Raw genomic sequence first — 23,677 nt, 5'->3', positions numbered from 1 at the left:
CCGCCGATCGTCGACCTACCGCGCAACGCGCGCCGGATCGGCGGTGGCGGTGGACCAGGTGCGGTAGCCGCCGTCGAGGTTGGTCGCGTCGCGGCCGGTGCCGGTCAGCAGGGTGGCGGCGGTGTGCCCCCGCACGCCGAGCTGGCAGTAGACGATCAGCTCGCCGTCGGGCAGGTCGCCGAGGCGCTCGCGCAGCTCGTCCACGGGGATGTTCACGGAGCCGCGGATGTGGCCGGCGGCGTGCTCGGCCGCGGTCCGAACGTCGAGCAGCCGCGCCCCGGCGGCGACCCGGTCGGCGACCTCGTGCCACTGCACGGTGCGGGTGGTGCCGGTGCGGATGTTCTCGACGACGTAGCCGAGCATGTTGACCGGGTCCTTGGCCGAGCCGTACTGGGGTGCGTACGCCAACTCGAGGTCGGCGAGGTCCTCGGCGGACAGCCCCGCGTACAGCGCGGTGGCGAGGACGTCGATGCGCTTGTCCACCCCCTCGCCGCCGACGCCCTGCGCGCCGAGGATCGCCCCGGTCTGTGGGTCGAAGAGCAGCTTGAGCGCCATCGGCGCGGCCGCCGGGTAGTAGCCCGCGTGGGAGGCCGGATGGGTGTGCACGGCCCGGTAGGGGCGACCGGCGGCACGCAGCCGTTTCTCGTTCCAGCCGGTGACGGCGACGGTGAGGTCGAAGACCCGCACGACGGCGGTGCCGATCCGCCCGGTCAGCTTGACCGGGCGGCCGGCGATGGCGTCGGCGACCAGGCGGCCCTGGCGGTTGGCGGTGTTGGCCAGGGGCACCGGGATGGTCCCGTGGCCGAGCCGGTCGGGCTTCTCGACGGCATCGCCGACGGCGTAGACGCGTGGGTCGGTGGTACGCATCGACTCGTCCACGGCGATGCCGCCCCGCCGGCCCAGCGCCAGGCCCGCCCGCCGGGCCAACCCGGTCTCCGGGCGCACGCCGACGGCGAGCATGACCAGGTCCGCGGGCAGCAGCCGCCCGTCGCCGAGCTCGACGGCGTCGGGCAGCACCCTCGCCAGCCCGGCGCCGAGTTCGAGGCGCACCCCGTGCCGGCGCAGCTCGGCGTGCACGATGGCGGCCAGTTCGGGGTCGATCGGGGCGAGAACCTGACTGTCCAGCTCGACCACGCTGACCCGCAGTCCGCGCCGGTGCAGGTTTTCGGCCGTCTCCAGCCCGATGAAGCCGCCACCGACGACGACGGCGCTGGCCGGGCGCTGCGTGGTCAGCAGCGCGGTGAGGCGGTCGGCGTCGGCCACCGTACGCAGCGTGTGGGCCCGCTCGATGCCGGGCAGATCCGGCACGAACGGCGCCGCGCCCGGGCTGAGCACCAGCCGGTCCCAGGACTCGTCGTACTCGGCCGCGCCGTCCAGGTCGCGTACGCGGACCGTCCGGGCCTGCCGGTCGATCGCGACGACCTCGGTGCGGACCCGTACGTCGAGCCCGAACCGGGCACGCAGGCTCTGCGGTGTCTGGAGCAGCAGGTCGTTGCGGTCGGGGATCACGCCACCGACGTGGTACGGCAGGCCGCAGTTCGCGTACGACACGTGGCTGCCGCGTTCGAATACGACGATCTCGTGCTCCGGTCCCAACCGGCGCAGTCGGGTGGCAGCCGACATGCCACCGGCTACCGCTCCCACGATGACAACCTTCACCGTTCACCGCCCCTACGTCTCTCGCGATGCCCCGACGATACCCCCTGGGGTATTTGTCGCGACCAGGGTCCAACGGCCCGTCCGGGGTGACCTGCGCTCCGGGCCGCGACGGTCGGGGTCTTTCGCGCACCGGTTGCTGCCCTTTGGGGCGCCCGGTCGCGTCTTGCCGGGTCCCGGGTGCGGCGGCACCGTGGAGGTGGCAGGCTTCGGACTCTCTTGGGGGCGGTCATGCGCGGCCACGAACACGACGAGTCGACCCACGACCTCCGCCCGCGCGGCGACCGGGTCGCCGCCGATGTCGAGCCGCTGTCCGGCGTGGAGTTCGCGGCGGCGGCCGCCGGCCGCCGGGACGTGCTCGGCCCGGCCGGCATGCTCGGGCTCCAGCGGGCGGTCGGCAACGCCGCGACCGCCGGGTTGGTGGAGGAGCGCTCGCCGGTGCACGACGTGGTGAACTCCGGCGGCGGCTCGCCGCTGCCCACCGACCTGCGCTGCGACATGGAATCCCGGTTCGGGCAGGACTTCGGCAGCGTGCGCGTGCACACCGGCGACGCCGCGCACGCCTCGGCCACCTCGGTGAACGCGCAGGCGTACACGGTCGGCGAGAACATCGTCTTCCAGCGGGACCGCTACGACCCGACCAGCCCGCGGGGGCAGCACATGCTCGCGCACGAGCTGACGCACGTGGTGCAGCAGCGCTCCGGCCCGGTCGACGGCTCGGACGCGGGCGGCGGGGTGCGGGTCAGCCACCCCTCGGACCGCTTCGAGCGCGAGGCCGTCGCGAACGCGGATCGGCTAATGGCGGCTCCCGCGCCCGCGGCCCCGGCGGTGCAGCGCGCCGAGCCCGGCACCGAGGAGGCGCCGGAGGAGGAGACCGCGCAGACCTACGTCCAGCGCGAAGCGGCCCCCGAAGAGGACGAGGAGACCCCCGCGTAGGGGGTGACGTGCGGACCCCGGCCGAGAAGAAGCCCGAGGCCGACCCGCCGGTCCGCCGGGCGACGGCGGCGCAGCGGGTGGAGCCGTCGCTGCTGGAGTTGCAGCGGGCGGCGGGCAACCGGGCGGTGTCGGCGTTGGTGGCGCAGCGGTATTCGCGTGCCGGCAACCCGAAGGTGGCGGGGTTGCGTACGCAGGTGCGGGGCCGGCAGCAGGCGCTCACCCGGCACCAGCCGGCCGCCGTCGAGGCGAAGGCGGCGCAGAACGCCGCGAAGCCCCCGCAGGATGACCGGCTGGCGCAGGGCAAGGTCGCCAACGCCGACGCGATGAACGCGGCCAGGCCGGGCGAGTTCGACAAGGCGGCGTTCATCAGGGCGGTCAACGACGCGATCGACGCGCAGGCACCGACGAATCTCGACGAGGCGGAGAAGTTCGGCCCGTCCGGCCGGGCGGACGCGGTGCGGGGTCAGGTGCAGGGCACGGTGGCCGCGGGCAAGCGGGCCTCGGCCGGTGCGATCGACACGGCGACCAAGGCGCCGCCGGACCCGTCCAAGGCGGTGGACAAGCCGGTCACGCCGCTGGTACCGGACAAGCCGCCGCCGACCCCCACGGCGCCGGACCCGTCGTTGGGTGCGCCCGACCGAGCGCCCGCCGACGCCACCGACTTTTCGGCCGGTCCGGCGCGGGTGACGGATCAGCTGGCCGACGCGCAGGTGACCGAGGAGCAGCTCGCCCGCTCGAACGAGCCGGAGTTCACCGACGCGCTGGCCGCCAAGAAGGAGGGCGAGCAGCACGCCGCCACCGCACCCGGGGTGGTGCGCGCGCACGAGGCGCGGACCATCAATGGTGCGAAGGCGGCGGCGGGGCGGGCGGGCGCGGCGGCGATGACCGCGATGAGCGCCGACCGCACCCGGGCCGGTGCCGCGCTGACCGCGGGGAAGCAGGGGACGCAGAGCGCGGACGAGGCGAAACGGGCCGAGGTCACCGGCACCCTGCAGCAGGTCTTCGACGCGACGAAGAAGGACGTCGAGGACCTCCTCACCGGCCTGGACAAGAAGGTCGACGACGCGTTCACCCAGGGCGAGAAGGCGGCCCGGGACGCGTTCACGGCCGACCACAAGCGACGGATGGACGAGTACCAGGATCGCCGGTACTCGGGCCCGATGGGCAAGGCCCGGTGGCTGCGGGACAAGTTCGCGGGCCTGCCCGGGGAGGCGAACCAGATCTTTGTGGTCGCCCGGCAGGGCTACGTGGCGCGGATGCGGCAGGTCATCTCCACCGTGGCGGACCTGATCGGCGCCGAGCTGGGCCGGGCCAAGACCCGGATCGCGGCCGGGCGGGAGCGGTTGCAGGCGGAGGTCAGGAAGCTGTCGCCCGACCTGCAAGCGCTCGGCAGGCAGGCGGCGGGGGAGTTCTCCGGCAGGTTCGACGAGCTGACCGAGTCGGTCGACAACAAGGGCACCGAGCTGGTCGACACGCTCGCCTCGAAGTACGGCGAGGCGCTCAAGGACGTCGACGCGGAGATCTCCGCGGAGCAGGAGAAGAACCGGGGCCTGGTCGCCAGGGCGATGGACGCCGTCGGCGGCGTGGTCAAGACGATCCTGGAGCTGAAGGACCTGCTGCTCGGCGCGCTGGCGAAGGCCGCGAGCGCGGTGCTGGCGATCCTGAAGGACCCGATCGGGTTCCTCGGCCACCTGGTCTCCGCCCTCGGCGCGGGGCTGCGGAACTTCATCGCGAACATCGGTGAGCACCTGAAGAAGGGCCTGATCGGCTGGTTGCTGGGGGCGATGGCCGGTGCCGGGCTGCGGCTGCCGGCCAGGTTCGACCTGCGCGGCATCCTCGGCATGATCGGCGGCCTGCTCGGCCTGACCTGGGGCGCGATCCGCGGCCGGATCGTCTCGCGAGGCATCCCCGAGCAGGCGATGGGCGCCGTCGAGGCCGGGGTGCCGGTGGTCGCGAAGGTGCGGTCCGAGGGCGTCGCCGGCCTGTACGAGGAGATCAAGGAGAAGGTCGGCGACCTGAAGCAGAACCTGCTCGGCAAGATCAGCGAGTACCTGATCCCGACCGTGCTGGTCGCCGGCATCACCTGGATCATCAGCCTGCTCAACCCGGCCTCCGCCTTCATCAAGGCGTGCAAGATGATCATCGACATCGTCTCGTTCATCCTGGACCGGGGCGCGCAGATCGCCGCGTTCGTCAACTCCGTGCTGGACGCCGTCATCGCCATCGCCGGCGGCGGCGCGGGTGGCGTCCCGGCGCTGATCGAGAAGGCCCTGGCCGCCAGCGTCCCGGTGCTGATCGGCGCCCTCGCGGCGATCCTCGGCATCGGCGGGATCGCCGAGAAGGTCAAGAAGTTCTTCCAGGCCCTCGCCAAGCCCGTGATGAAGGCCGTCGACTGGGTGGTCGGCAAGATCGTCGGGCTGGGCAAGAAGATCTGGGCCAAACTCAAAGGCGCCATCAAGGGCAAGAAGGGCGCGCCAGACCCGATGGACGTCCCCACCGCCGACAAGGCGAAGGTCGCCGGGGCCGCCGCACAGGCTGCCCAGCAACGGCTCACGTCCGGTTCGGTAGCGCCCAACCAGGCCCAGGCGGTCCTCAACGACGTGCTGGGCCAATGGCGACCCAAGGGCGTCACCAGCCTTCGGCTCGTACCGGTCGGATCGCACGCGTTCGCCGTCGAGGCCAAGGTCAACCCGACGGTGAAGACCGGCCCGGTCGCGGTGATCGTCAGCCAGCAGACCATGCTGACGTTCAACCAGGCGATGAGCGAGCCCGAGCAGGGAGAGGACCCGCGCGACGTGCCCACGTGGGCACGAGGTCTGTTCGTCTACGACGATACCGCCAGCGAGTACGGCCCGGCGCGCAGCGGCGAGAAGCGCGGCCCGCAGAAGGAGGTCGGCGTGGCGGAGGGCGCGCACGCCGAGGAGATGGTCGTCGCCGCGTTCCTCAACGTGTACGAGTCCCTGCCGCCGGACGTGCGGTACTCGTGCCGCCTGGAACTCGACGTGGCCGCCAGTTGTTGCCTCAACTGCGCCCAGTACGTGGCGAACTTCGTGCGCCGGCTGCGCGCGGCTGGCTGCCAGGTCAGCGCGAAGGTGCACTTCGGGCGGGCGTACCAGGGTGGGCAGTCGCAGCGGCCGACCGTGGTGCCGGACGAGGCGACCGAGCAGCGCGCGTTTGACGCCCTGAAGCAGAACAGCAAGCTGGGCGCCTCGGCGAGCGTCGCGCGGCAGTGGGGCCGTGCCGGCGACGCCGTACCGTCCACCGGGTCGCAGCAGGTGGACCGGGGCAAGGAGCAGGCGAAGGCGGGCTTCGCGATCCTGCGCAACGCGGGCATCGACGTGGCGGCACTCGGACTCGATCGGATCGACCCGGCGACCACCGGTAACCTGACCGAGCCGCAGAAGCGCGTGCTGGAGCGGCGTGCCAAGCAGATCGAGAAATGGCTGGCCGAGGCGGAGAAGGAGCTGGTTTCGTGAGCCTCACGGCGGAGCGGATCGCGGGGGCGTTCCCCGACGGCGACATCACCACCGTGCCCGCTTCCGAGCTGCCGGACGGGTTGACCAACGCCACGGCCCGGCGGGTACTGACCGAGGTCGGCGTCCCCGAGGACGTGGTCGGCTGCGTGTTCTTCGAGTGCGCCGACCCGCCGCTGCGGACGCTGGCGGAGTTCCTCAAGGGCGCGCCGACGCCGGGCGACGTGCGCGACGACTACCTGGTGGCGATCACCGACGCGGACATGATCGCGCTTGCCGGTGGCTCGGGGGAGTGCCGGTTCGTGCCGGATGGCCCGGGCGAGGTCGGCCATGCGGCCAACGACCTCGACGCGCTGCTCGCGTTCTTCTGCGACCTGCGTGTGGCGCTCAACCGGCTGTACTCGGATACGCCGGAGTCCGAGTTGGACGCCGTTGAGGAGCGCCTGATCGGGCGACTGCGCGACACGGACCCCGCGATCGCCGAGGAGAAGTGGCGGTGGCTGATCCGTCGCTGCATCGGCGAGGTGACCCTGTAAGGGGGTGTCGAAGCCGGGATCGGCCGCACTTCGGCGTGCCCTAACCGAGTGCCCGCGCCTCCGCGTCGACCGCGTCGGCCTCCTGCTCCTGGCCCGCCTCCCGCAGGCAGATGGCCAGATTACGCAGCACCATGGCGGCCTGCGACGGATGCTCGGGGGCGAGCGGCCGGACGACGTCGGCGGCCCGGCGCTGCGTGGCCAGCGCCGCGGCCCCGGTCGAGCAGTTCGACAGGTTGTTGAGCGCCAGGGCCAGCGCCAGCCGGTACGGCTCACCCAGCTCCGCGTAGACCGTGACCGCCTCCTCGGCGGCCTGCGCGGCGTCGTGGTCGGACCGGTATCGCATGTAGGCCAGGTCGGTCAGGGCACTCGCCAGCACCGGCAGCATGCCGGGATCGCGCGACGCGTGCACCCGGTAGCCCGCCACCGACTCGGTGAGCGCTTCGACGGCGCGCTCGGCCTCGCCGCGTTCCCACCGCCGCGCCGCCAACTCACGTAACCAGTACGTCAGCTCCGCCGACCCGCCCGCGTCGCCGTTGGACAGCTCCCGATAAGCGCGCACTGCCGCCTCGGCTGCCTCCACGTCGTCCACCCGGTGTGCCACAGCCCGACGCTACGCCGCTTGCCCACCCACTGCGGCCGGCCCGGGCCGGCAGCGGTCCGCCCTGCCTTTATGGGCAGGGAGGATTACCCGATCAAGCGGCCCGACGGCCGTGTCCGTGGCGCCCGGCAGGCGCGACGCTTTGCTCGTATCCATGACGAGGAGGCGTGATGGCCACCTACCTTTCCCCCGGCGTGTACGTCGAGGAGGTCGAGGCGGGATCCCGACCGATCGAGGGCGTCGGCACCGCGGTGGCCGCGTTCGTCGGCTTCGCCGCGCAGGGGCCGGTGAACACCCCGACGCTGGTGACGAACTGGAGCCAGTACACGCAGGTTTTCGGTGAGTTCGTCGAGGGCGCCTATCTGGGGCAGGCGGTGTACGGCTACTTCCTCAACGGGGGCGGCGCCTGCTACATCGTGCGGGTCGGCGCGGGCGGCGGCGACGGCGCGAACGGCGCCGCGGAGTTGCCGGCGGGGCCGAGCGCCACGGTCGGGCCCTACCGGGTGGTGGCCCGGGACGGCGCCCAGCCCGCGATCGGCGGCGGTGACCTGGCGGTGGAGGTCACCGACCCCGGCGAGGGTGCCGGCGAGGACCGGTTCAACCTGGTCGTCAAGCGCGGCGGGAAGGTCGAGGAGAGCTTCGAGGGGCTGACCACCAAGCGTGGCAAGGACAACGTGGTCACCGTGGTCCGCGAGCGGTCCAAGCTGATCACGATCGAGGAGGCGGCGCCGGCCGCCGCCCGCCTGCGCGCCGGCGAGGTGGTGCTGGCCGCGCCGAAGCCGGTGCCCGCGCCGCCGCCGCCGTCGTCGGTGGCGCCCGAGGACTACGTCGGCGACGCCAGCGAGCGCACCGGCTTCGGCGGCCTGGAGGCGGTCGACGAGGTGACGATGGTCGCGGTCCCCGACCTGATGGGCGCGTACCAGCGCGGCGGCCTGGACCTGGAGTCGGTCAAGACCGTGCAGTCGGCGATGATCGCGCACTGCGAGCTGATGGGCGACCGGATGGCCATCCTGGACTCGCCGCCGGGGCTCTCGCCGCAGCAGGTCAAGGAGTGGCGCACCGACCTGGCCGGGTACGACTCCAAGTTCGCGGCCCTGTACTACCCCTGGGTCAAGGTGTTCGACCCGGCCACCGGGGCCAACCTGTTCGTGCCGCCGTCCGGCCACCTGGCCGGCGTGTGGGGCCGCAGCGACAACGCCCGCGGCGTGCACAAGGCGCCCGCCAACGAGGTGGTCCGCGGCGCGGTGGCGCTGGAGACCCAGCTGACCCGCACCGAGCAGGAGCTGCTGAACCCGATCGGGGTCAACTGCATCCGTTCGTTCCCGGGCCGGGGCATCCGGGTCTGGGGTGCCCGCACGCTCTCCTCCGACCCCGCGTGGCGGTACCTGAACGTGCGGCGGCTGTTCAACTACCTCGAAGAGTCCATTTTGAACGGTACGCAGTGGGTGGTCTTCGAACCCAACGACGACGCGTTGTGGGCGCGCATCCGCCGCACGATCAGCGCCTTCCTGGTGATGGAGTGGCGCCGGGGTGCCCTGTTCGGGCTCACCCCGGACGAGGCGTTCTTCGTCAAGTGCGACCGGGAGACCAACCCCGCCGAGAGCATCGACGCCGGTCAGGTGGTCTGCCAGATCGGCGTGGCGCCGGTGAAGCCGGCCGAATTCGTCGTGTTCCAGCTGGCCCAGATCTCGGGCGGCACCAGCCTGGTCAGTGAGTAGAGGAGGGTAAGCCGTGGCGCTCGCCGACTACGACTCCGCCGTGGGCCACTCGTTCGGCCTCGAGGTGGACAGTGTGGTCATCAAGCAGATCACCGAGGTCTCCGGCCTGAAGCTGGAGCAGGACGTGATCGAGTACAAGTCGAACACCGCGGATGGCAAGTTCGTCATCCGCAAGGCGCCGGGCGCGCCGAAGGCCGGCGAGGTGACGCTGAGCCGCGGCCTCACCGGCGACAACAGCTTCGAGAAGTGGATCAAGGACTGCCGGTTCGGGAAGATGGGCGACGCCCGCAAGGGCGGCGCGATCATCGTCTACGACTACGAGGGCAACGCGCTCAAGCGGTACAAGCTGACCAACGCCTGGGCCAAGAGCCTGGAGATCAGCTCGCTGAAGGCCGGCGACACGAGCGTGCTGACCGAGAAGCTGGTCATCACGTACGAAGCGCTGGAAGTCGAGTAGCCCCGTGCGCCGCAGCACGACCGCCCTGATCGCGTCGCCGGCCGAGGCGCCCCCGTCCACCGTGGAGGCGCCGCCGGAGCGGGCGGCGCTGCGCACGGAGTTCCCGTTCGAGTTGCCGCGCGGGTACCTGGACGCCGCGGGGACGGTGCACCGCTCCGGGGTGATGCGCCTGGCCACCGCCCGGGACGAACTCGTCCCGCTGCGCGACGACCGGGTCCGGGAGAACCCGCCGTACCTGACCGTGGTGCTGCTGGCCCGGGTGATCACCCGGCTCGGCTCCATCACGGACGTGCACCCCGGCGTCGTGGAGGACATGTTCGCCTCGGACCTGGCGTTCCTCCAGGACATGTACCGGCGCGTCAACAGCGAGGGGCACACCCGCGCCGGTGTCGTCTGCCCGCAGTGCCGGCACCGCTTCGCGGTCGACCTCGCCGGTGGGCGCCTGGGGGAATCGTGACGTACGCGGTCGAGCACCTCTACCGCGAGGTCGCGTACGTCGCCTACCACTTCCACTGGTCACACGGCGAGATTCTCGACCTGGAGCACGCCGACCGCCGCCGCTACGTGGCGCAGATCGCCGACCTCAACGAGCGCATCAGTCAGGGACGGTGACCCATGTGGCCAGCCTGGCTCCGCCGCCGCCCGCGCAACGACCCGGCGCCCACCCCGGCGCCTGTGGTGGTGGCGCGGGTGGTGGAGCCGGCCGGCTGGCAATCGGTGCCCCCGCTGCACCCCACGCTCGAACCGCCCCGCCTGCTCGGCGACCCCGGCGGCTTCACCGCCGGCCTGGCCGCCTGGGGAAACCCGTCCTACCTCTCGCCCCTCGGCCACGCCGTCGGCCCGGCCGAGCCGTCCGGCGTCATCCACGCCGCCGCCCGGGCGCTGCCGGCGGTCGCCGCCGAGCTTCCGGTCGCGGTCCCGCCGCGGCCCGTCGCCGGTCCATCCATCCAGCGGTACCCGCACGCCGGTCCCGGTCCGGCCTCGGCGGCCCCCGCCGCGGTGGTGGCGCCGGAGCCCCCGGGGTGCGCCCTCACCGAGGCGCCCCCGCCGCCCGTGCCGGCGGCGACCCTCCCCGTGGTGCCCGCGCCAACCGATACGCCGTCGGTGCCGGTACCCGCACCGGTCGAGGCGCCCGACGTTGTGGCGGAGACGCTGGGTGCCGCCCCCGGAGATGCCACCGAGGCGGTGGCTCATGCCGAGCCGCCGCACCCGGTGGCGCCGGAGCCGCCGGCGATGCCCGTGCAGCGCTCGGTGGTACCGGAGCCCCACCCGCGGCGGCTGGGGCTGGGCGAGCCGATCGTTGCGCCGGCGTCACCGGTGCGCGAGGTCGGGGCGGGCGGGCTCGCGATGGGTCCCCTGCCGGGCTGGCGGGCCTCCCAGGCCCCGATCGAGCCGGCCCTGCCCTTTGTGGCTGGTGCTGGTGCCCGGCCAGCCGATGCTCCCCTGAGTGGTGGCGAAACCGCGCCCACCTATCCGACTCCCGCCGCCATGGGCCATGATGAGGTGACTCCGGAGACAGCGCCCGCTGACCCGGCGCCCAGCGACTCGGATTCCCACGACGGCCCGGTTCCGGACGACTTGGTGCCCGCCGACACCGTGCCCGGTCACGCGGTGCCCGGCGAGACGGCACCGCTTCTCGGTGAGCCGCTCGTGGCGCAGCGGTCGGAGGCTCCCCCGGCCGCCGCGCCCCGGGTGGACGGTCCGCCGCCGGCCGCGGCACCATCGCATCCCGGCTCCGCGGCGTCCGGCGGGTCCGCTGCCGCGCCCTCCGGCACCGTGTCGCGCATGGTTACGCCCCCGGTGCCGGGTGTGGCGGGGGCCGTGCCGGGTGTGGCGGGCGCCGCGGCGGGCCCGCTGCCGGCCACCGCCTCGGGTGCTGCACCGGGTGGCGTGCCGCCGGAAGTCGCCGTTCAGGGCCTCGTCGCCCCGCATTTCGCTGCCCAGCGCAGCGTGGCCCAGCGTTCCGAGGGCTCGTCCGCTGCACCAACCGTTTCGGCCCCCCTCGTCGGTGCGCGGGCGGTGACCGGGGAGGCGCCACCGCTGAGCGCGACCGGTGGCGAATTCCCGGGCGTCCCACAAGGCGACCCGACCCTGAGCGACGTTCCCCAACCAGGCGACGGCACCGGCGATGCGGCTCCCGACCGGGCGCCGCTGCCACTGGCCGCGCAACGTCATGCAGCCCCGCCGGCCCCTGCCCCGGAAGCGGTGGTCCCGGGTGAGCCATCGGGCGGTGTGCCGCTGGTCTCGGCCCCGCTGCTCGGCGACACGGCACTGGCGACCCCGTTCGCCGACGCGTCCGCCATGGGCCCCACCGTCCCCGCCCCGAGCATGCAGACCCTTCCCATCGGCGGGCCGCCACCGCAGACGGCCCCGAGCGCGGTATCGAGCCCCGTCGTACCGCCGTCGGCGCTGCGCGAACCGGCCCCGCCCGTCCCGCCGTTCGCGTGGCCGGCCGGGCAGCGCACCCCGACTCTGCAACGGCTACCGGTGGCGGCCGCACCGGCGGCGTCCACTGTGGAGGTAGTGAGCGCAGGGGAGGTCTGGCAGCGGGAGGCGGAACCGGCCGTCGAGGCGGCGGTCGAGCCACCCGTGGCCGAGCCCGCACTCCCGCCGGCCACCTCCTCCCCGGCGCCGCCGGCGCCGCCCGTCCCGGCGGCGGCGATGGAGCCGGAGGAGTTGCTCAAGAAACTGTTCGACCCGCTGCTGCGCCGGCTGAAGACGGAGCTGCGGCTGGACCGGGAGCGCTACGGCGCCCCCGCCGACCGGGTATAGGGGGTGCTGGCCTTGGCCGTCAACGACGACGTCGCGGTTGCGGTCGCCTTCGTGGTGAAGATCGACGACCAGGATCTGGGCGCCTTCACCAGTTGCGACGGGCTGGGCTGCGAGCTGGTCATCGAGCAGCGCGAGGAGGGCGGCAACAACGGCCTGGTGTGGCAGCTGCCGACCCGGATGAAGTACTCGAACATCAAGCTGTCCCGGCCGGTGACCGCGGACAGCGCGAAGCTGATGCGCTGGTTCGGCGGGCTGTCCAGCGGCATCAAGCGCAAGACGGCGACGATCGAGGCGCGCACCCTGGAGGGCACGGTCATCGCCCGCTGGGGCCTGCTGGACGTGATCCCGGTGCGGTGGACCGGCCCGCAGCTCAACCCGGACACCCCGAAGGTCGCCACGGAGACCCTCGAACTGGCCCACCACGGCTTCTTCGGACCCGGAACCGGGGGCTGAGCTCACCATGGCTTCTCCGGTGACGTTTACCGCGGCGGGTGGGTCGGGCTCGTCGGCCGGCGGTGGTGGCGCCCCGCCGCAGCTCACCCACGCGTACCTGCAACTGCACGAGCCGCCCAAGGACGGCGGCACCGCCAATCCGGGCCCGGAGCTGGCGCGCGTGCCGTTCCAGTTCAACCCGAAGGAGCTGTCGCTGTCGAAGAACGCCCAGTGGAAGCGGGACGCGCAGCGCAACGCGAAGAAGAGCGGCGTGCCCGAGTTCACCGGCGCGGACCCGTGCAAGCTGAGCCTGGAGATGTTCTTCGACGCCACCGACACCATGGACGCGACCGTGGTGAAGCGGGTCGAGCAGTTGTTCGCCTGCTGCGTGCCGACCGACGCCAGCCGGGACGCGAAGAAGGGCTCGCCGCCGTGGGTGGTGTTCCACTGGGGCGGCATGGTGGGCTTCCCGTCCTTCGTCAGCAGCGTGACGGCCAAGTACACGTTGTTCACGCCGGGCGGCACGCCGGTGCGGGCGCTGTGCACGGTGACGCTGGAGGAGATCTCCGGCGAGCAGCCGGGGCAGAACCCGACCTCCGGCGCCCTGGCGGCCCGCGACACGCACGTCGTGGTCGCGGGGGACACGCTGCACTCGGTGGCGTACCGGGCGTACGGGCGGCCGGGGCTGTGGCGGGAGATCGCGCACGCCAACGGGGTGGACGACCCGATGCGGCTGTGCCCGGGCACCACGCTGCTGGTACCGGCGCTGGAGGAGATCGAGGCGGCGGGCGGTTACCGTGGCCAATGAGCAGTTCGCCAACACGCTGCTGGTCGAGGTGGCCGGGGCGCCGCTGCCGGCGGACGTGGCCGCGCTGCTTACGTACGCCTATGTGGACGACAGCCGCAACGTGCCGGACCGGTTCCTGCTGCGCTTCCGCGACCCGGGCCGGGTGGTGCTGAGCAAGGGCCGGTTCACCATCGGCGCCGAGGTCAGGCTGCGGGTGCAGACCTCGGACCCGGGCGGGCCGGTCGCCCTGATGACCGGCGAGGTGACCGCGCTGGAGGTCGACCTGGACCCGACCGGCACGGTCACCGAGGTCCGCGGCCTCGACCACGCGCACCGGCTGTTCCGGGGGCGGCGGGTGGCCGCGTACCCGGACATGACGGTCCCCGACATCGTGCGGAAGGTGGCGGGGCGGGCGGGCCTGAGGGTCGGCACGGTGGATCCGGTGACCGGCGTCGGCGGCGACCCGCAGACGCAGGTCAGCCAGGACAACGTCAGCGACTGGGCGTTCCTGATGCGGCTGGCCGACCTGACCGGCGCGCAGGTGCGGGTGCTGGACGGGGCGCTGCACTTCCGGCTGCCCGAGCCGCCGGCCGGGGCGCCGGACACCCAGGCCAGGGCGACCCAGGACCCGCTGGTGCTGGAGGCGAACCGGAACCTGCTGGCGCTGCGCGCCGGGATCAGCGCCGCCGGCCAGGTACCCGAGGCGGCGGTGCGCGGCTGGGACGTGTCGGCCAAGCGGGAGGTGTCGGCGACGGTGAAGCCGGCACCGCCCGGTACCGAGGTTCCCGGGCTGGACGCGCCCGGCCTCGGCCAGCGGTTCGGCAGCCCGCCGTACCTGCGGGCGGACCCCTCCCTGGGCAGTGACGGCGCGGTGCGGACGGTGGCGAAGGCGCTCGGCGGGGCGATCGGCGGCGGCTGCGTGGAACTGGACGGTGTGGCCCGGGGCAACCCGAGGTTGCGCGCCGGCGTGGCGGTCGCGCTGGCCAACGTCGGCGAGCCGTTCCAGGGCAAGTACACGCTGACCGGTACCCGGCACCTGTTCAGCGAGCAGGCCGGGTACACGACGGCGTTCACCGTCTCCGGCCGCGAGGACCGCTCCCTGTACGGGTTGACCGGCGGCTCGGCGGAGCAGCGGACCGGACTGGGCACCCTGGTACCGGCGATCGTCAGCGATGTGCGGGACCCGCAGCACGCCGGCCGGGTCAGGCTCACGCTGCCCTGGCTGGACGGCCAGTACACGACCGGCTGGGCCCGGGTGCTGCACCTCGGCGCGGGCAAGGACCGCGGCCTGGTGCTGCTGCCCGAGGTGGGCGACGAGGTGCTGGTCGGCTTCGCCGGCGACCCGGACACCGCGTACGTGCTCGGCGGCCTCTACAACGGCGTCGACACGGTGCCCAAGCTCGGCGCGGACGCGGTCGATTCGGGCAGCGGCGCTGTCAACGTGCGGGCGCTGGTCTCCCGCACCGGGCACCGGCTGGAGTTGGCGGAGGCGGCGTCCGGGCCGGACGGCATCCTGCTGGCCACCGGCGACGCGAAGGTGACGCTGCGGCTGGACGAGAAGGGCAAGCTCGTCGAGGTGGTCAGCGACGGCAAGGTGACGGTCACCGCGAAGGACGGCGTCTGCATCGACAGCGGCACCGGCCCGCTGGAGCTGAAGGGGCAGAAGGTGACGGTCACCTCGCAGAGCGACGTGGGCATCTCCGGTAGCGGGCAGGTCTCCGTCAAGGGCACGGCCGGCGCGTCCGTGGAGGGCGCCACGGTGAAGGTGACCGGGCAGGGCGCGGCCGAGGTGACCGCGAGCGGGTCGGTCACGGTCCGCGGCGGGATCGTCCGGATCAACTAGAGGGGGTAGCGGATGCCGCCAGCCGCACGCGTCGGCGACCCGACCGGGCACCCGGGCGCGGTCGGCGGTCCCGGCGTGCCGACGGTGCTGATCGGCGGCCAGCCGGCCGCGGTCGTGGGCACCACCCACGCGTGCGCGTTTCCCGGCCTTCCGCCGCACCCGCCGACGCCGATCGTGCCGCCCGGTTGCCCGACGGTGCTCATCGGCGGGATGCCCGCGGCCCGGCTGGGGGACCTGACCGGCTGCGGTGCCCCGATCGTCATGGGCTGCCCGACCGTCCTGATCGGAGGGTGAGGTGCGCGGCGAGTTCATCGGTACCGGCTGGGCGTTCCCGGTCCGCACCGACCACACCGGCTCCATCGCACTGGTCAGCGGCGAGCGGGAACTGGTGGAGGCGATCCGGCTGATCCTCGGCACCGCGCCCGGGGAGCGCCCGGCCCGCCCCGAGTTCGGCTGCGCCATCCACGACCTGGTGTTCGCGCCGGCCGACGCCGGCACCGCCGGGCAGATCGCCTACCAGGTACGGGTCGCCCTGGAGCGCTGGGAGCCCCGGATCGTCCTGGACGACGTGCTCGTCGACTTCGCCGACGCCGCCCGCGGCACCCTCTACATCGACATCCGGTACCGGATCCGCTCCGACAACGACCCGCGCAACCTGGTCTTTCCCTTCTACGTGATCCCACCGCACCCGGAGGGGGTGGACTGATGCCGCTGCCCGCGCCGAACCTGGACGACCGGCGCTTCCAGGACCTGGTCGACGACGCGAAGCGCCTGGTCCAGCGCCGCTGCCCGGAGTGGACCGACCACAACGTCTCCGACCCGGGCGTCACGCTCATCGAGGCGTTCGCGTTCATGGTGGACCAGTTGCTGTACCGGCTGAACCGGGTGCCCGACCGCAACTACCTGAAGTTCCTGGACCTGATCGGCCTGCGCCCCTTCCCGCCGACGGCGGCGACCGTGGACGTGACGTTCTGGCTCTCGGCGCCCCGGGAACAGGCGGTCCCGGTGCCGGCCGGCACCCAGGTCGCCACCGTCCGGACCGAGGGGGAGGAGCCGGTCACCTTCGCCACCACCGAGGACATCGCGATCGTGCCGACCCGGATGTCGCGGGTGCTGACCCAGCCGAACGGCGAGGAGCCGGCCGACCGCACCGACGACCTGACCGGCGAGCAGTGGGTGCCCTGCTTCGCCGAGCGCCCGGTGCCGGGGGACGCGGTCCTGTTCGGGCTGAACGACCCGGCGCCCGGCTGCGCCGTCATGCTCCGCCTCGACTGCGTCGTCGCCGGCCGCGGCGTCGACCCGCGCGACCCCCCGCTGGTCTGGGAGGCGTGGACCGACTCCGGCTGGCGGGCGTGCGCGGTGGAGCGGGACACCACCGGCGCCCTCAATCGGGCCGGCGAGGTCGTGCTGCACCTGCCGCCCGGGCACGCCGCCTCGGTCATCGCCCGGCGCCGCGCCGGCTGGCTGCGCTGCCGCCTGGTCCCGGCCGAGCCGGGCCAGCCGTTCTTCCACGCCTCGCCGCAACTGCGTGCCGCCGAGGCCGCCACGGTCGGCGGCAGCGGCCCCGCCGTGCACGCCGAACTGGTCACCGGCGAGGTGCTCGGCCTCTCCGAGGGCGTACCGGGGCAGCGGTTCACCGTGCGGCACGCCCCGATCGTGGTCGGTGACGAGCCGCTGGCGGTGGAGGTCGCGGGCGGCGGCGGCTGGACCGGCTGGCGCGAGGTCGCCACGTTCGCCGACTCCGGCCCCGAGGACCGGCACGTGCGGGTCGACCGGGGCGGCGGCGAGATCGCGTTCGGCCCCGCCGTGCGCCAGCCCGACGGCACGGTCCGCCAGTACGGCGCGGTACCGCCGAAGGCCGCGCCCATCCGGGTCGCCGCGTACCGGACCGGCGGCGGCCGGCGCGGCAACGTGGCCCGCGGCAGCCTGGCCGTGCTGCGCGACCCGGTGCCGTTCGTCTCCACGGTCACCAACCGGGCGGCGGCCACCGGCGGCGTCGATGGTGAGTCGGTCGCGGACGCCGCGACCCGCGGCCCGCTGCTGCTGCGCACCCGGGAACGCGCCGTCACCGCCGAGGACTACGAGCAGTTGGCCCGCGAGGCGGCGCCGGAGGCGGTCCGGGTCCGGTGCGTGCCGGCCCGCGCGGACTCCGCCGCCGTGCGGGTCCTGGTGGTGCCGGCAGTGCCGGCGGCCGACCCGATGGCCGACCCGATGGCCACCGATGGCAGCCGCTTCGCGGACCTGCAACCGCCCGGGGAGATGCTGGAACGCATCCGCGGGTACCTGGACGAGCGGCGCTGCGTGGGCGCCCGGGTGATTGTGGAACCGCCGTACTACCAGGGGCTCACGGTGGTCGCCCGGATCAGGGCCCGCCCCCGCACCACGCCGGAGACCGTGCGCGAGCGGGCGCTGCGGGCGCTCTACGGGTACCTCGACCCGGTGGCCGGCGGTCCCGACGGCAGCGGCTGGCCGTTCGGGCGCCCGATCCAGTCCGGCGAGATCTTCGCCGTCCTCCAGCAACTGTCCGGGGTGGACCTCGTGGAGGACGTCCTGCTGTTCGCCGCCGACCCGGTCACCGGCGAACGCGGCTCGCCGGTCCAGCGGGTGGACCTCAGCGCCAACGGCCTGGTCTTCTCGTACGGCCACCAGGTCCGGGTGGTGTGACGTGCGCGGCGCCGTGCCCGACCTGCCCACCCCGCACCCGCTGGGGCTGGCCCTCCCGGCCATGTACCAGGAGGACGGGTTCGTCCAGCGCTTCGTCGCCGGCCTGGACGACGTGCTCGCCCCGATCCTGCTCACGCTGGACTGCCTCGAGGCGTACCTGGACCCGGCGCTCGCCCCGGCCGACTTCGTCGACTGGCTGGCCGGCTGGGTCGCCGTCCCGCCCGACGAGGGCCAGCCCCTCGACCTGCGCCGCGAACTGGTCCGCCGCGCCGCCGACCTGCACCGGTGGCGCGGCACCGCGCGCGGCCTGGGCGCCGAGGTGGCCCTGCTGACCGGCGGGGAGGTGCGGGTCACCGACAGCGGCGGGGTCACGGTCTCCAGCACGCCGGAGAGCGCCCCGGCGGTTCCGGTCGACGGGCCCACCGTCCACGTCACCGTCCGGGTGCCCGACCCGGCCGCCGTCGACGAGCGTCGGCTCCGGGCCGCGGTGGTGGCGTCCGTGCCGGCCCACGTGCTACCGACCATCGAGATCGTGGCCGCCCCGCCGCCCCGCCGGCGGACGTCGCCCGCGGCGCCCACCGCGCCGGACGGGCACACCGCCCCGAGCGCGCCGCCCGCCGAGGGGGAGGAACCGTGATCATCTGCCAGGTCTGCGGTACCCGCAACGCCGCCGATGAGCGGTTCTGCGGCCAGTGCGGTGCGTTCCTCGCGTGGGACGGTGCCGTCGTGGACCACACCGCCACCTCACCGGCCGGCGCCGAGCACCCCGTCCCGGTGGGGGGTGCCGCCCGGCCGGGCGGCGAGCCCGCGACCGTCGGCACGTCGCCGGTTTCCCCGGCCGCGCCCGCGCCTCCGGAGCCCGGCGCCGCACCCGTATCGCCGGCGGTGCCCCCGCCACGGGAGTCCGCGGCGTCTCCGGTCTCCCCGGCGCCCACCCCCGCGGCCTCGGCGTCAACGCCGGCCCCCGCGGGCGAGGGGGCGGCACCGGAGGCAGCGGAGCGGATTCCCCCCGAGCGTCGCCCCGGCCAGGCGGCGCGCCGGCGCCCGGTAGTGCAGGAGGTGCCCGACCGGCCGGCTCCGCCCCGCCCCGGCGACCTGGTCTGCGGGCGGTGCGGGAGCGGCAACGATCCGGCCCGCCGCTTCTGCCGCTCCTGCGGCGCCTCCCTCGCCGAGGCGGCCCCCGTCAAGCTCCACTGGTGGCAGCGGCTGTGGCGGCGGCTCAGCCGCCCGGCGAAGTACGCGGCGGGGGAGCGCCGCAGACGCCGGGCCGGCCCGATCGTCGGCCGCCTCACCCGGATCCTCGCCCTGCTGCTGGCCGCCGCCCTGGCGGTCGCGTTCGGCCCGTCGCTGGTGCGCCGGGGCGTCAACGAGGTCCGCGACCGCACCCGCAAGCACGAGCCGATCAGCGCCACCGGCTTCGCCGCCTCGTCCGCCCGCCGCGACAACCCCGCCGCCCGCATCGGCGACGGCAAGAACAACCGCTACTGGGCGCCGGCCGGGCGCGCCCAGGGCGCGTGGGTCGAGGCCACCTTCCCCCGCCCCCTGCGCATCCTGGACATCATCGTCACCCCGGGCGTCAGCCCCAACCAGGACGAGTTCGTCGCCGCCGGCCGCCCCCACGAACTGGACGTGCTCGCCACCCCAGACCGGGGCGAGCCGACCCGCTTCACGCTCACCCTCAGCGACGCGCCCGGGCCGCAGACCTTCCATGTCACCGCCGACCGGGCGGTCCGGATCCGCTTCACCGTCCGCTCCGTCTTCGGCGCGAACGCGGACCCCGTCGTGGCCATCGCCGAGGTCGAGTTCTACGGCCGCCCCTGACCGGCGGCGGGCGCCCTCATCAGGCGACCCGGTCGGCCTCGGCGGGGTCGACGCCGAGCGAGGCGAGGACGGCGGCGTAGTCGCGCCGGGCGCGCGCGGCGGCGGCCGCGTGGCCGGCCCGGCGGTGAGCGATGATCAGCAGCCGCCAGCCGGCGTCGTGGCAGGGGTCGATGTCGACGCAGCGCTGGGCGGCGGCCGCCGCGCGGGCGCAGTCCGGCTCCCGATCGCGGGTCAGGCCGCCGCCGAGCCCGCTCCCGGTGCCCGCGGCGGTCATGTCCCCGGCGACCGGACCCGCGGTGGCCAGGCCCCCGGTGGCCAGGCCCCCGTCGAGTTCGGCCTCGGCGAGGGCGGCGGCGGCGTCGGCGGCCTGCCGTTGCCGGGCCTCGCGTTCGGCCAGGACCCACTCGGCCGGGCCGTCCTCGGGGAGCAGGGCGCCGCCGTACGCCTGGACCGCGGTGCGCAGCGCGCGGAGGCGGGCGTGGCCGGTGGCGGAGTGGGCGGCGGCGAGGGCGGCGCGGAAGGCGACCACGTCGGCGAAGCCGTCCGGTGGGAGGGCGAGTTGGTAGGCGTCACCGTCGCGGCGCACCAGCCGGCCCCCGCCCTCCGATACCGCCTCGTCGAGCAGGGTGCGCAGGGAGGACAGGGCCACGTGCAGCCCGCGGGTGGCCTGGGCGGTCGGCGTGTCGGGCCAGAGGGCGCCGATCAGGGTGTCCCGGTGGACGGGCCGACCCGCGTGCATGGCGAGGATCCTGACCAGCGTGCGGACCCGGGGCCGGACCGGCGAGAAGTCGACCGGCTGCCCGTCCACGCAGAGCCGGAAGCCGCCGAAGCACCAGAGGCTCAGGCGGGCGTCGGTGGCGGCGCCGGGCAGGGCGGCACCGGGCTCGCCGGGGCCGCCCGTCCAGGCGGAGACCAGGTCGGCGGGGAGGCCGGCCTGCGCGGCGGCGGCGTACGCGGCGGCGAGTTGCTCGGCCCGGCCGCCCGCGGCGGCGGCGCCGGCGGCCAGGGCGAGGACGCGGGCACCGGGCACCCCGGCGGCGCGGGCCGTGCTCTCGCCCCGGCGGACCTCCAGTTCGGCGTCGGGCAGGCCGGCCCGCGCCGCGGCCAGGGCGAGCAGGGACTGCCCCCAGGCAACCAGCACCCCGCTGTCGACGGCGCGGGCGCGGGCGAGCAGGTCGGTGGCGTCGGCGGGGTCGAGGCGCCCGCCCGCCGCGGCACCGAACAGCAGCAGGGCGGTGGCCAGGCACCCGCCCCAGTCGTCGCCGAGCCGGGTGCACTCCTCGGCCACGGCGCGCGCCTCCTTGGCCCCGGCCTCGGTGCCATCCAGGGCGGTCGCGGCGTGCGCGATCCGCTCCAGCCAGGGCAGGTGGGCCCGCTCCGCGTCGGCGGCGACGGCGGCCAGGGCCGGCCCGCCGGCCGGGTCCCGGCGGCCGACCGCGAGCAGCGCGAGGATCAGCCGGGTCGCCAGCCCCGGCAGGGTGTGGTCGTCGAGCGGCGCGTGCTGGAGGGTGCGGGCGGCCGCGTCGCCGTCGCCGGCCAGCAGGTGCGCGGCGGCGATCACCACCGGCGCCGCCGGGTCGCGCAGCGACTCCGCCTCGGCGGCCACCACCGCCGGGTACCGCCGGGTGGCGGCCCGCAGCCAGCCGCTCCAGTGGGTACGGCTGGGTGGCGCGCCGGGCTGCCAGGCGGTGACCGCCGCGCGGGTGGTGCGGCAGCGGGCGCGGGCCGGCTCGGTGCCGAACATCGCCTCGGCGCGGCGCAGGGCGGCGATCGCGGCGGGGAGCTGGCCGTGGTTCGCCCGGTGCCGCGCCTCGGCCAGCACCAGCCACGGGTCCTCCGCGACGAACCACGCCGGCAGCAGGTCGGACCAGGGGTCCAGGCCCTGGTCGGCGGCGCCGGCGCCGAGCCGGTCGAGCAGCCGGCGCACGGCGGGCCAGTCCTCGGCGCGGGCGTAGGCGCGGGCCGCCTCGACAGTGGCGCCCCGGGCGGCGACGATCCGCGCCGCCCGGGCGTGCCAGGACCGGGCGGCGTCCTCGCCCAGCTCCTCGACCAGTTCGGCCAGCAGGTGGGCGCGGAGCACCTCGTGGTACGCGAAGGTGCGCCCGCCGTCGTGGCTGACCGTGAACGCCTGCCGCCGCTCCAGGTGCTCCAGCCGGCGCTGGCTGTCCGGCGGACCGGGCAGGGCGCCGAGCAGTTCGTCGCAGCGGTCCGCGGTGACCACGTCGAACACGCAGGTGCGCACGAGGAACCGGCGCAGCGGCTCGGGCAGGTCGGCCAGCACGGTGCGGGCCAGGTAGGCGCGGGAGAGGGCGGACCGGCCGTCCAGGGCGGCCACCGCCCGGCGCCGCTCGGCCAGCGGGCGCCCGTGGGTGGACAGGTGGAACAGCTTCAGCCCGGCGGCCCAGCCGCCGACCCGGCGGGACAGCGCCGCCACGTCGTCGCCGGGCAGCGGCTCGCCGTACACCTCGCGCAGCAGCCGCTCCACCTCCCAGGTGCGGAAGCGCAACTGGTCCGCGTCGATGATCACCGTGCCGCCCAGTTCGTGCCGGCTGAGGTTGAGGGTGGGCAGCCGCCGGCTGCCGACCACCAGGCGCAGCCCCGGGGGCGCCTCGGCCAGCAGCCGGTCCAGGGCGGTGCCGGCCGCGGCCTCGGCCGCCAGGTGCAGGTCGTCGATGATCAGGTACCCGGGCAGCGGGCTGGGCAGGGCGGCGCGCAGCCGGTCGGTGAGCCCGGCCGCGGTGGTGTCGGTGACCGCGACCGTCAGCCACCCGACACCGCCCCGGACGAGGTGCGCGTGCTGGGCCAGCAGCGTCGTCTTGCCGTACCCGGCGGGCGCGACCACCAGCGTCAGCGGTGCCGCGGCCGCCGCGTCGAGGGCGGCCATCAGCCGCGGGCGTACCAGGGTGGCGGACCGGAGCTGGCCGAACGCGGATGCCACGTGGTTCCCCCTCGGTGTCCGTCGGGGTGATTGTCCGGTGACGCCGCGTGTTGGCGTCGGGACAGGCCCCATGGTGAAGTACGGCGGCGCGGAGCGGTAGACCGTTTTCGGTCGAAGAACTGCCGCACTCCCGACTCGTGTCTCACAGGGTCGAGGTGTTGACGACGATATATGCGTGCCGGCCCGAGTTCCGGCACGAATCCGGGAGGGCGAGGGCGGGCGGGAGCCGGCGATGCGGGTGCTGCACACGGCCCGCCGGCGCCTACAAATGGCGCGATGAGCGGCCCGATCACCGCGGCCCGGAGGTCCACCTGGCGGACTGAGCGACCGGCGGGTGGGTAGTCCCCTGGCGTGACCGAGCTACTCATCCCAGCGGGGCGCGTGCGGCTGGCCGGGGACGTGACGGCGCCGGCCGGTGCCGCCGGGACGGTGCTGTTCGCGCACGGCTCCGGCAGCTCCCGGCTGAGCCCCCGCAACCAGTTCGTGGCCGCCGCGCTGCGCCAGCGGAACCTGGCGACCGTGCTGGTGGACCTGCTCACCGACGAGGAGGAGCGGGTCGATGTGGTCACCGCCGAGCTGCGCTTCGACGTGGAGCTGCTGGCCGCCCGCCTGATCGACATCCTGGACTGGCTCGGCACCGGCGCGGCGGGGGCCGGCGGGGGCGGCCCGGTCGGGCTGTTCGGGGCCAGCACCGGCGCCGCGGCGGCGCTGCTGGCCGCGGCGGGACGCCCGGACGCGGTGCGCGCCGTGGTCAGCCGGGGCGGCCGCCCGGACCTGGCCGGCGGTGCCCTGCCGGCCGTGACCGCGCCGACGCTGCTGCTGGTCGGTGGCCTGGACACGCAGGTGCTGGAGCTGAACGAGCGGGCGGCGGCGGTGCTGGGCGGCCCGGTGGAGGTGCGGGTGGTGCCCGGGGCAGGCCACCTGTTCGAGGAGTCCGGCGCGCTGGAGGCGGTCGCCGCCGACGCGGGGTCCTGGTTTATCGAGCACCTGCGATAGCCTGCGGGACCGTACCGGGCTGAGCGATCACACAGGCTCGGCGGATGCCC

20 protein-coding genes are annotated in these 23,677 nt (G+C 74.8%); 17 read left to right on the top strand and 3 right to left on the bottom strand.

Annotation, left to right across the window (positions count from 1 at the left end; translation table 11 throughout):
* Positions 1 to 15: 15 nt before the first annotated feature.
* On the bottom strand, positions 16 to 1,644 hold the full coding sequence (locus KJS59_RS01190; protein WP_213450316.1) for an FAD-dependent oxidoreductase: 1,629 nt from the start codon (positions 1,642 to 1,644) through the stop codon (positions 16 to 18).
* A gap of 243 nt (positions 1,645 to 1,887) precedes the next feature.
* On the opposite strand from KJS59_RS01190, the gene KJS59_RS01185 reads away from it, so the two are divergent.
* The 3 genes from KJS59_RS01185 to KJS59_RS01175 are packed head-to-tail and all read left to right on the top strand — an operon-like array spanning position 1,888 to position 6,601.
* Complete coding sequence (locus KJS59_RS01185; RefSeq protein ID WP_213450315.1) at positions 1,888 to 2,592, top strand: eCIS core domain-containing protein; 705 nt, start codon at positions 1,888 to 1,890, stop codon at positions 2,590 to 2,592.
* An 8-nt stretch (positions 2,593 to 2,600) separates the two neighbouring features.
* On the top strand, positions 2,601 to 6,068 hold the full coding sequence (locus tag KJS59_RS01180) for a hypothetical protein (protein WP_213450314.1): 3,468 nt from the start codon (positions 2,601 to 2,603) through the stop codon (positions 6,066 to 6,068).
* Positions 6,065 to 6,601, top strand: a complete 537-nt coding sequence (locus KJS59_RS01175) for an SUKH-4 family immunity protein (protein ID WP_213450313.1) — start codon at positions 6,065 to 6,067, stop codon at positions 6,599 to 6,601. Before KJS59_RS01180 ends, KJS59_RS01175 begins: the two co-directional genes overlap by 4 nt.
* Positions 6,602 to 6,641: 40 nt before the next feature.
* Here the strand turns inward: KJS59_RS01175 and KJS59_RS01170 are convergent, their stop codons facing one another.
* Positions 6,642 to 7,202: a hypothetical protein gene (locus tag KJS59_RS01170; protein WP_213450312.1), complete on the bottom strand. Its 561-nt coding sequence runs from the start codon at positions 7,200 to 7,202 to the stop codon at positions 6,642 to 6,644.
* A 167-nt stretch (positions 7,203 to 7,369) separates the two neighbouring features.
* Between KJS59_RS01170 and KJS59_RS01165 the strand changes: the two genes are divergently transcribed.
* The 13 genes from KJS59_RS01165 to KJS59_RS01105 are packed head-to-tail and all read left to right on the top strand — an operon-like array spanning position 7,370 to position 19,693.
* On the top strand, positions 7,370 to 8,917 hold the full coding sequence (locus KJS59_RS01165) for a phage tail sheath family protein (RefSeq protein WP_213450311.1): 1,548 nt from the start codon (positions 7,370 to 7,372) through the stop codon (positions 8,915 to 8,917).
* Positions 8,918 to 8,930: 13 nt separating this feature from the next.
* On the top strand, positions 8,931 to 9,374 hold the full coding sequence (locus KJS59_RS01160) for a phage tail protein (protein ID WP_213450310.1): 444 nt from the start codon (positions 8,931 to 8,933) through the stop codon (positions 9,372 to 9,374).
* Between the two features lie 4 nt (positions 9,375 to 9,378).
* Positions 9,379 to 9,831, top strand: a complete 453-nt coding sequence (locus tag KJS59_RS01155) for a hypothetical protein (protein WP_249713767.1) — start codon at positions 9,379 to 9,381, stop codon at positions 9,829 to 9,831.
* On the top strand, positions 9,828 to 9,986 hold the full coding sequence (locus KJS59_RS01150) for a DUF6760 family protein (protein WP_213450309.1): 159 nt from the start codon (positions 9,828 to 9,830) through the stop codon (positions 9,984 to 9,986). Before KJS59_RS01155 ends, KJS59_RS01150 begins: the two co-directional genes overlap by 4 nt.
* Before the next feature lie 3 nt (positions 9,987 to 9,989).
* Complete coding sequence (locus KJS59_RS01145; protein WP_213450308.1) at positions 9,990 to 12,146, top strand: hypothetical protein; 2,157 nt, start codon at positions 9,990 to 9,992, stop codon at positions 12,144 to 12,146.
* Between the two features lie 12 nt (positions 12,147 to 12,158).
* Positions 12,159 to 12,599, top strand: a complete 441-nt coding sequence (locus KJS59_RS01140) for a phage tail protein (RefSeq protein ID WP_213450307.1) — start codon at positions 12,159 to 12,161, stop codon at positions 12,597 to 12,599.
* Positions 12,600 to 12,618: 19 nt separating this feature from the next.
* The gene (locus tag KJS59_RS01135) at positions 12,619 to 13,386 is read left to right on the top strand and encodes a CIS tube protein (protein ID WP_249713766.1); all 768 of its coding nucleotides are present in this window, start codon (positions 12,619 to 12,621) and stop codon (positions 13,384 to 13,386) included.
* Positions 13,376 to 15,208 (top strand): VgrG-related protein, encoded by a 1,833-nt coding sequence (locus KJS59_RS01130; protein ID WP_213450305.1) that lies wholly within the window; start codon positions 13,376 to 13,378, stop codon positions 15,206 to 15,208. Before KJS59_RS01135 ends, KJS59_RS01130 begins: the two co-directional genes overlap by 11 nt.
* Before the next feature lie 12 nt (positions 15,209 to 15,220).
* Positions 15,221 to 15,502, top strand: a complete 282-nt coding sequence (locus tag KJS59_RS01125) for a PAAR domain-containing protein (protein ID WP_213450304.1) — start codon at positions 15,221 to 15,223, stop codon at positions 15,500 to 15,502.
* Between the two features lies 1 nt (position 15,503).
* Positions 15,504 to 15,914 (top strand): GPW/gp25 family protein, encoded by a 411-nt coding sequence (locus KJS59_RS01120; protein WP_213450303.1) that lies wholly within the window; start codon positions 15,504 to 15,506, stop codon positions 15,912 to 15,914.
* On the top strand, positions 15,914 to 17,872 hold the full coding sequence (locus tag KJS59_RS01115; protein WP_213450302.1) for a putative baseplate assembly protein: 1,959 nt from the start codon (positions 15,914 to 15,916) through the stop codon (positions 17,870 to 17,872). The genes KJS59_RS01120 and KJS59_RS01115 overlap by 1 nt, the downstream gene beginning before the upstream one ends.
* A 1-nt stretch (position 17,873) precedes the next feature.
* Positions 17,874 to 18,509 carry a phage tail protein gene (locus tag KJS59_RS01110; RefSeq protein WP_249713765.1) on the top strand — a complete coding sequence of 212 codons (636 nt, stop codon included), beginning with the start codon at positions 17,874 to 17,876 and terminating at the stop codon, positions 18,507 to 18,509.
* Positions 18,506 to 19,693 (top strand): zinc ribbon domain-containing protein, encoded by a 1,188-nt coding sequence (locus tag KJS59_RS01105; protein WP_213450301.1) that lies wholly within the window; start codon positions 18,506 to 18,508, stop codon positions 19,691 to 19,693. Before KJS59_RS01110 ends, KJS59_RS01105 begins: the two co-directional genes overlap by 4 nt.
* Before the next feature lie 19 nt (positions 19,694 to 19,712).
* Here KJS59_RS01105 and KJS59_RS31680 read toward each other — a convergent pair whose 3' ends face one another.
* A complete protein-coding gene (locus KJS59_RS31680) occupies positions 19,713 to 22,631 on the bottom strand; it encodes a winged helix-turn-helix domain-containing protein (protein ID WP_213450300.1) in 2,919 nt (972 codons plus the stop codon).
* Between the two features lie 351 nt (positions 22,632 to 22,982).
* Here KJS59_RS31680 and KJS59_RS01095 point away from each other — a divergent pair, with 351 nt between their 5' ends.
* The gene (locus KJS59_RS01095) at positions 22,983 to 23,627 is read left to right on the top strand and encodes a dienelactone hydrolase family protein (RefSeq protein ID WP_213450299.1); all 645 of its coding nucleotides are present in this window, start codon (positions 22,983 to 22,985) and stop codon (positions 23,625 to 23,627) included.
* Positions 23,628 to 23,677 lie beyond the last annotated feature (50 nt).

It is taken from the genome of Rhizomonospora bruguierae (assembly GCF_018397995.1).
Lineage (GTDB): Bacteria > Actinomycetota > Actinomycetes > Mycobacteriales > Micromonosporaceae > Rhizomonospora > Rhizomonospora bruguierae.
Note: the sequence above shows the minus strand (reverse complement) of the source record. Positions and strands in the feature narration are given on the sequence as shown.

Coding starts and splice junctions, on each gene's coding strand:
- KJS59_RS01185 (WP_213450315.1), top strand. CDS start 1,888: ATGCGCGGCCACGAACACGACGAGTCGACCCACGACCTCCGCCCGCGC.
- KJS59_RS01165 (WP_213450311.1), top strand. CDS start 7,370: ATGGCCACCTACCTTTCCCCCGGCGTGTACGTCGAGGAGGTCGAGGCG.
- KJS59_RS01145 (WP_213450308.1), top strand. CDS start 9,990: ATGTGGCCAGCCTGGCTCCGCCGCCGCCCGCGCAACGACCCGGCGCCC.
- KJS59_RS01125 (WP_213450304.1), top strand. CDS start 15,221: ATGCCGCCAGCCGCACGCGTCGGCGACCCGACCGGGCACCCGGGCGCG.
- KJS59_RS01115 (WP_213450302.1), top strand. CDS start 15,914: ATGCCGCTGCCCGCGCCGAACCTGGACGACCGGCGCTTCCAGGACCTG.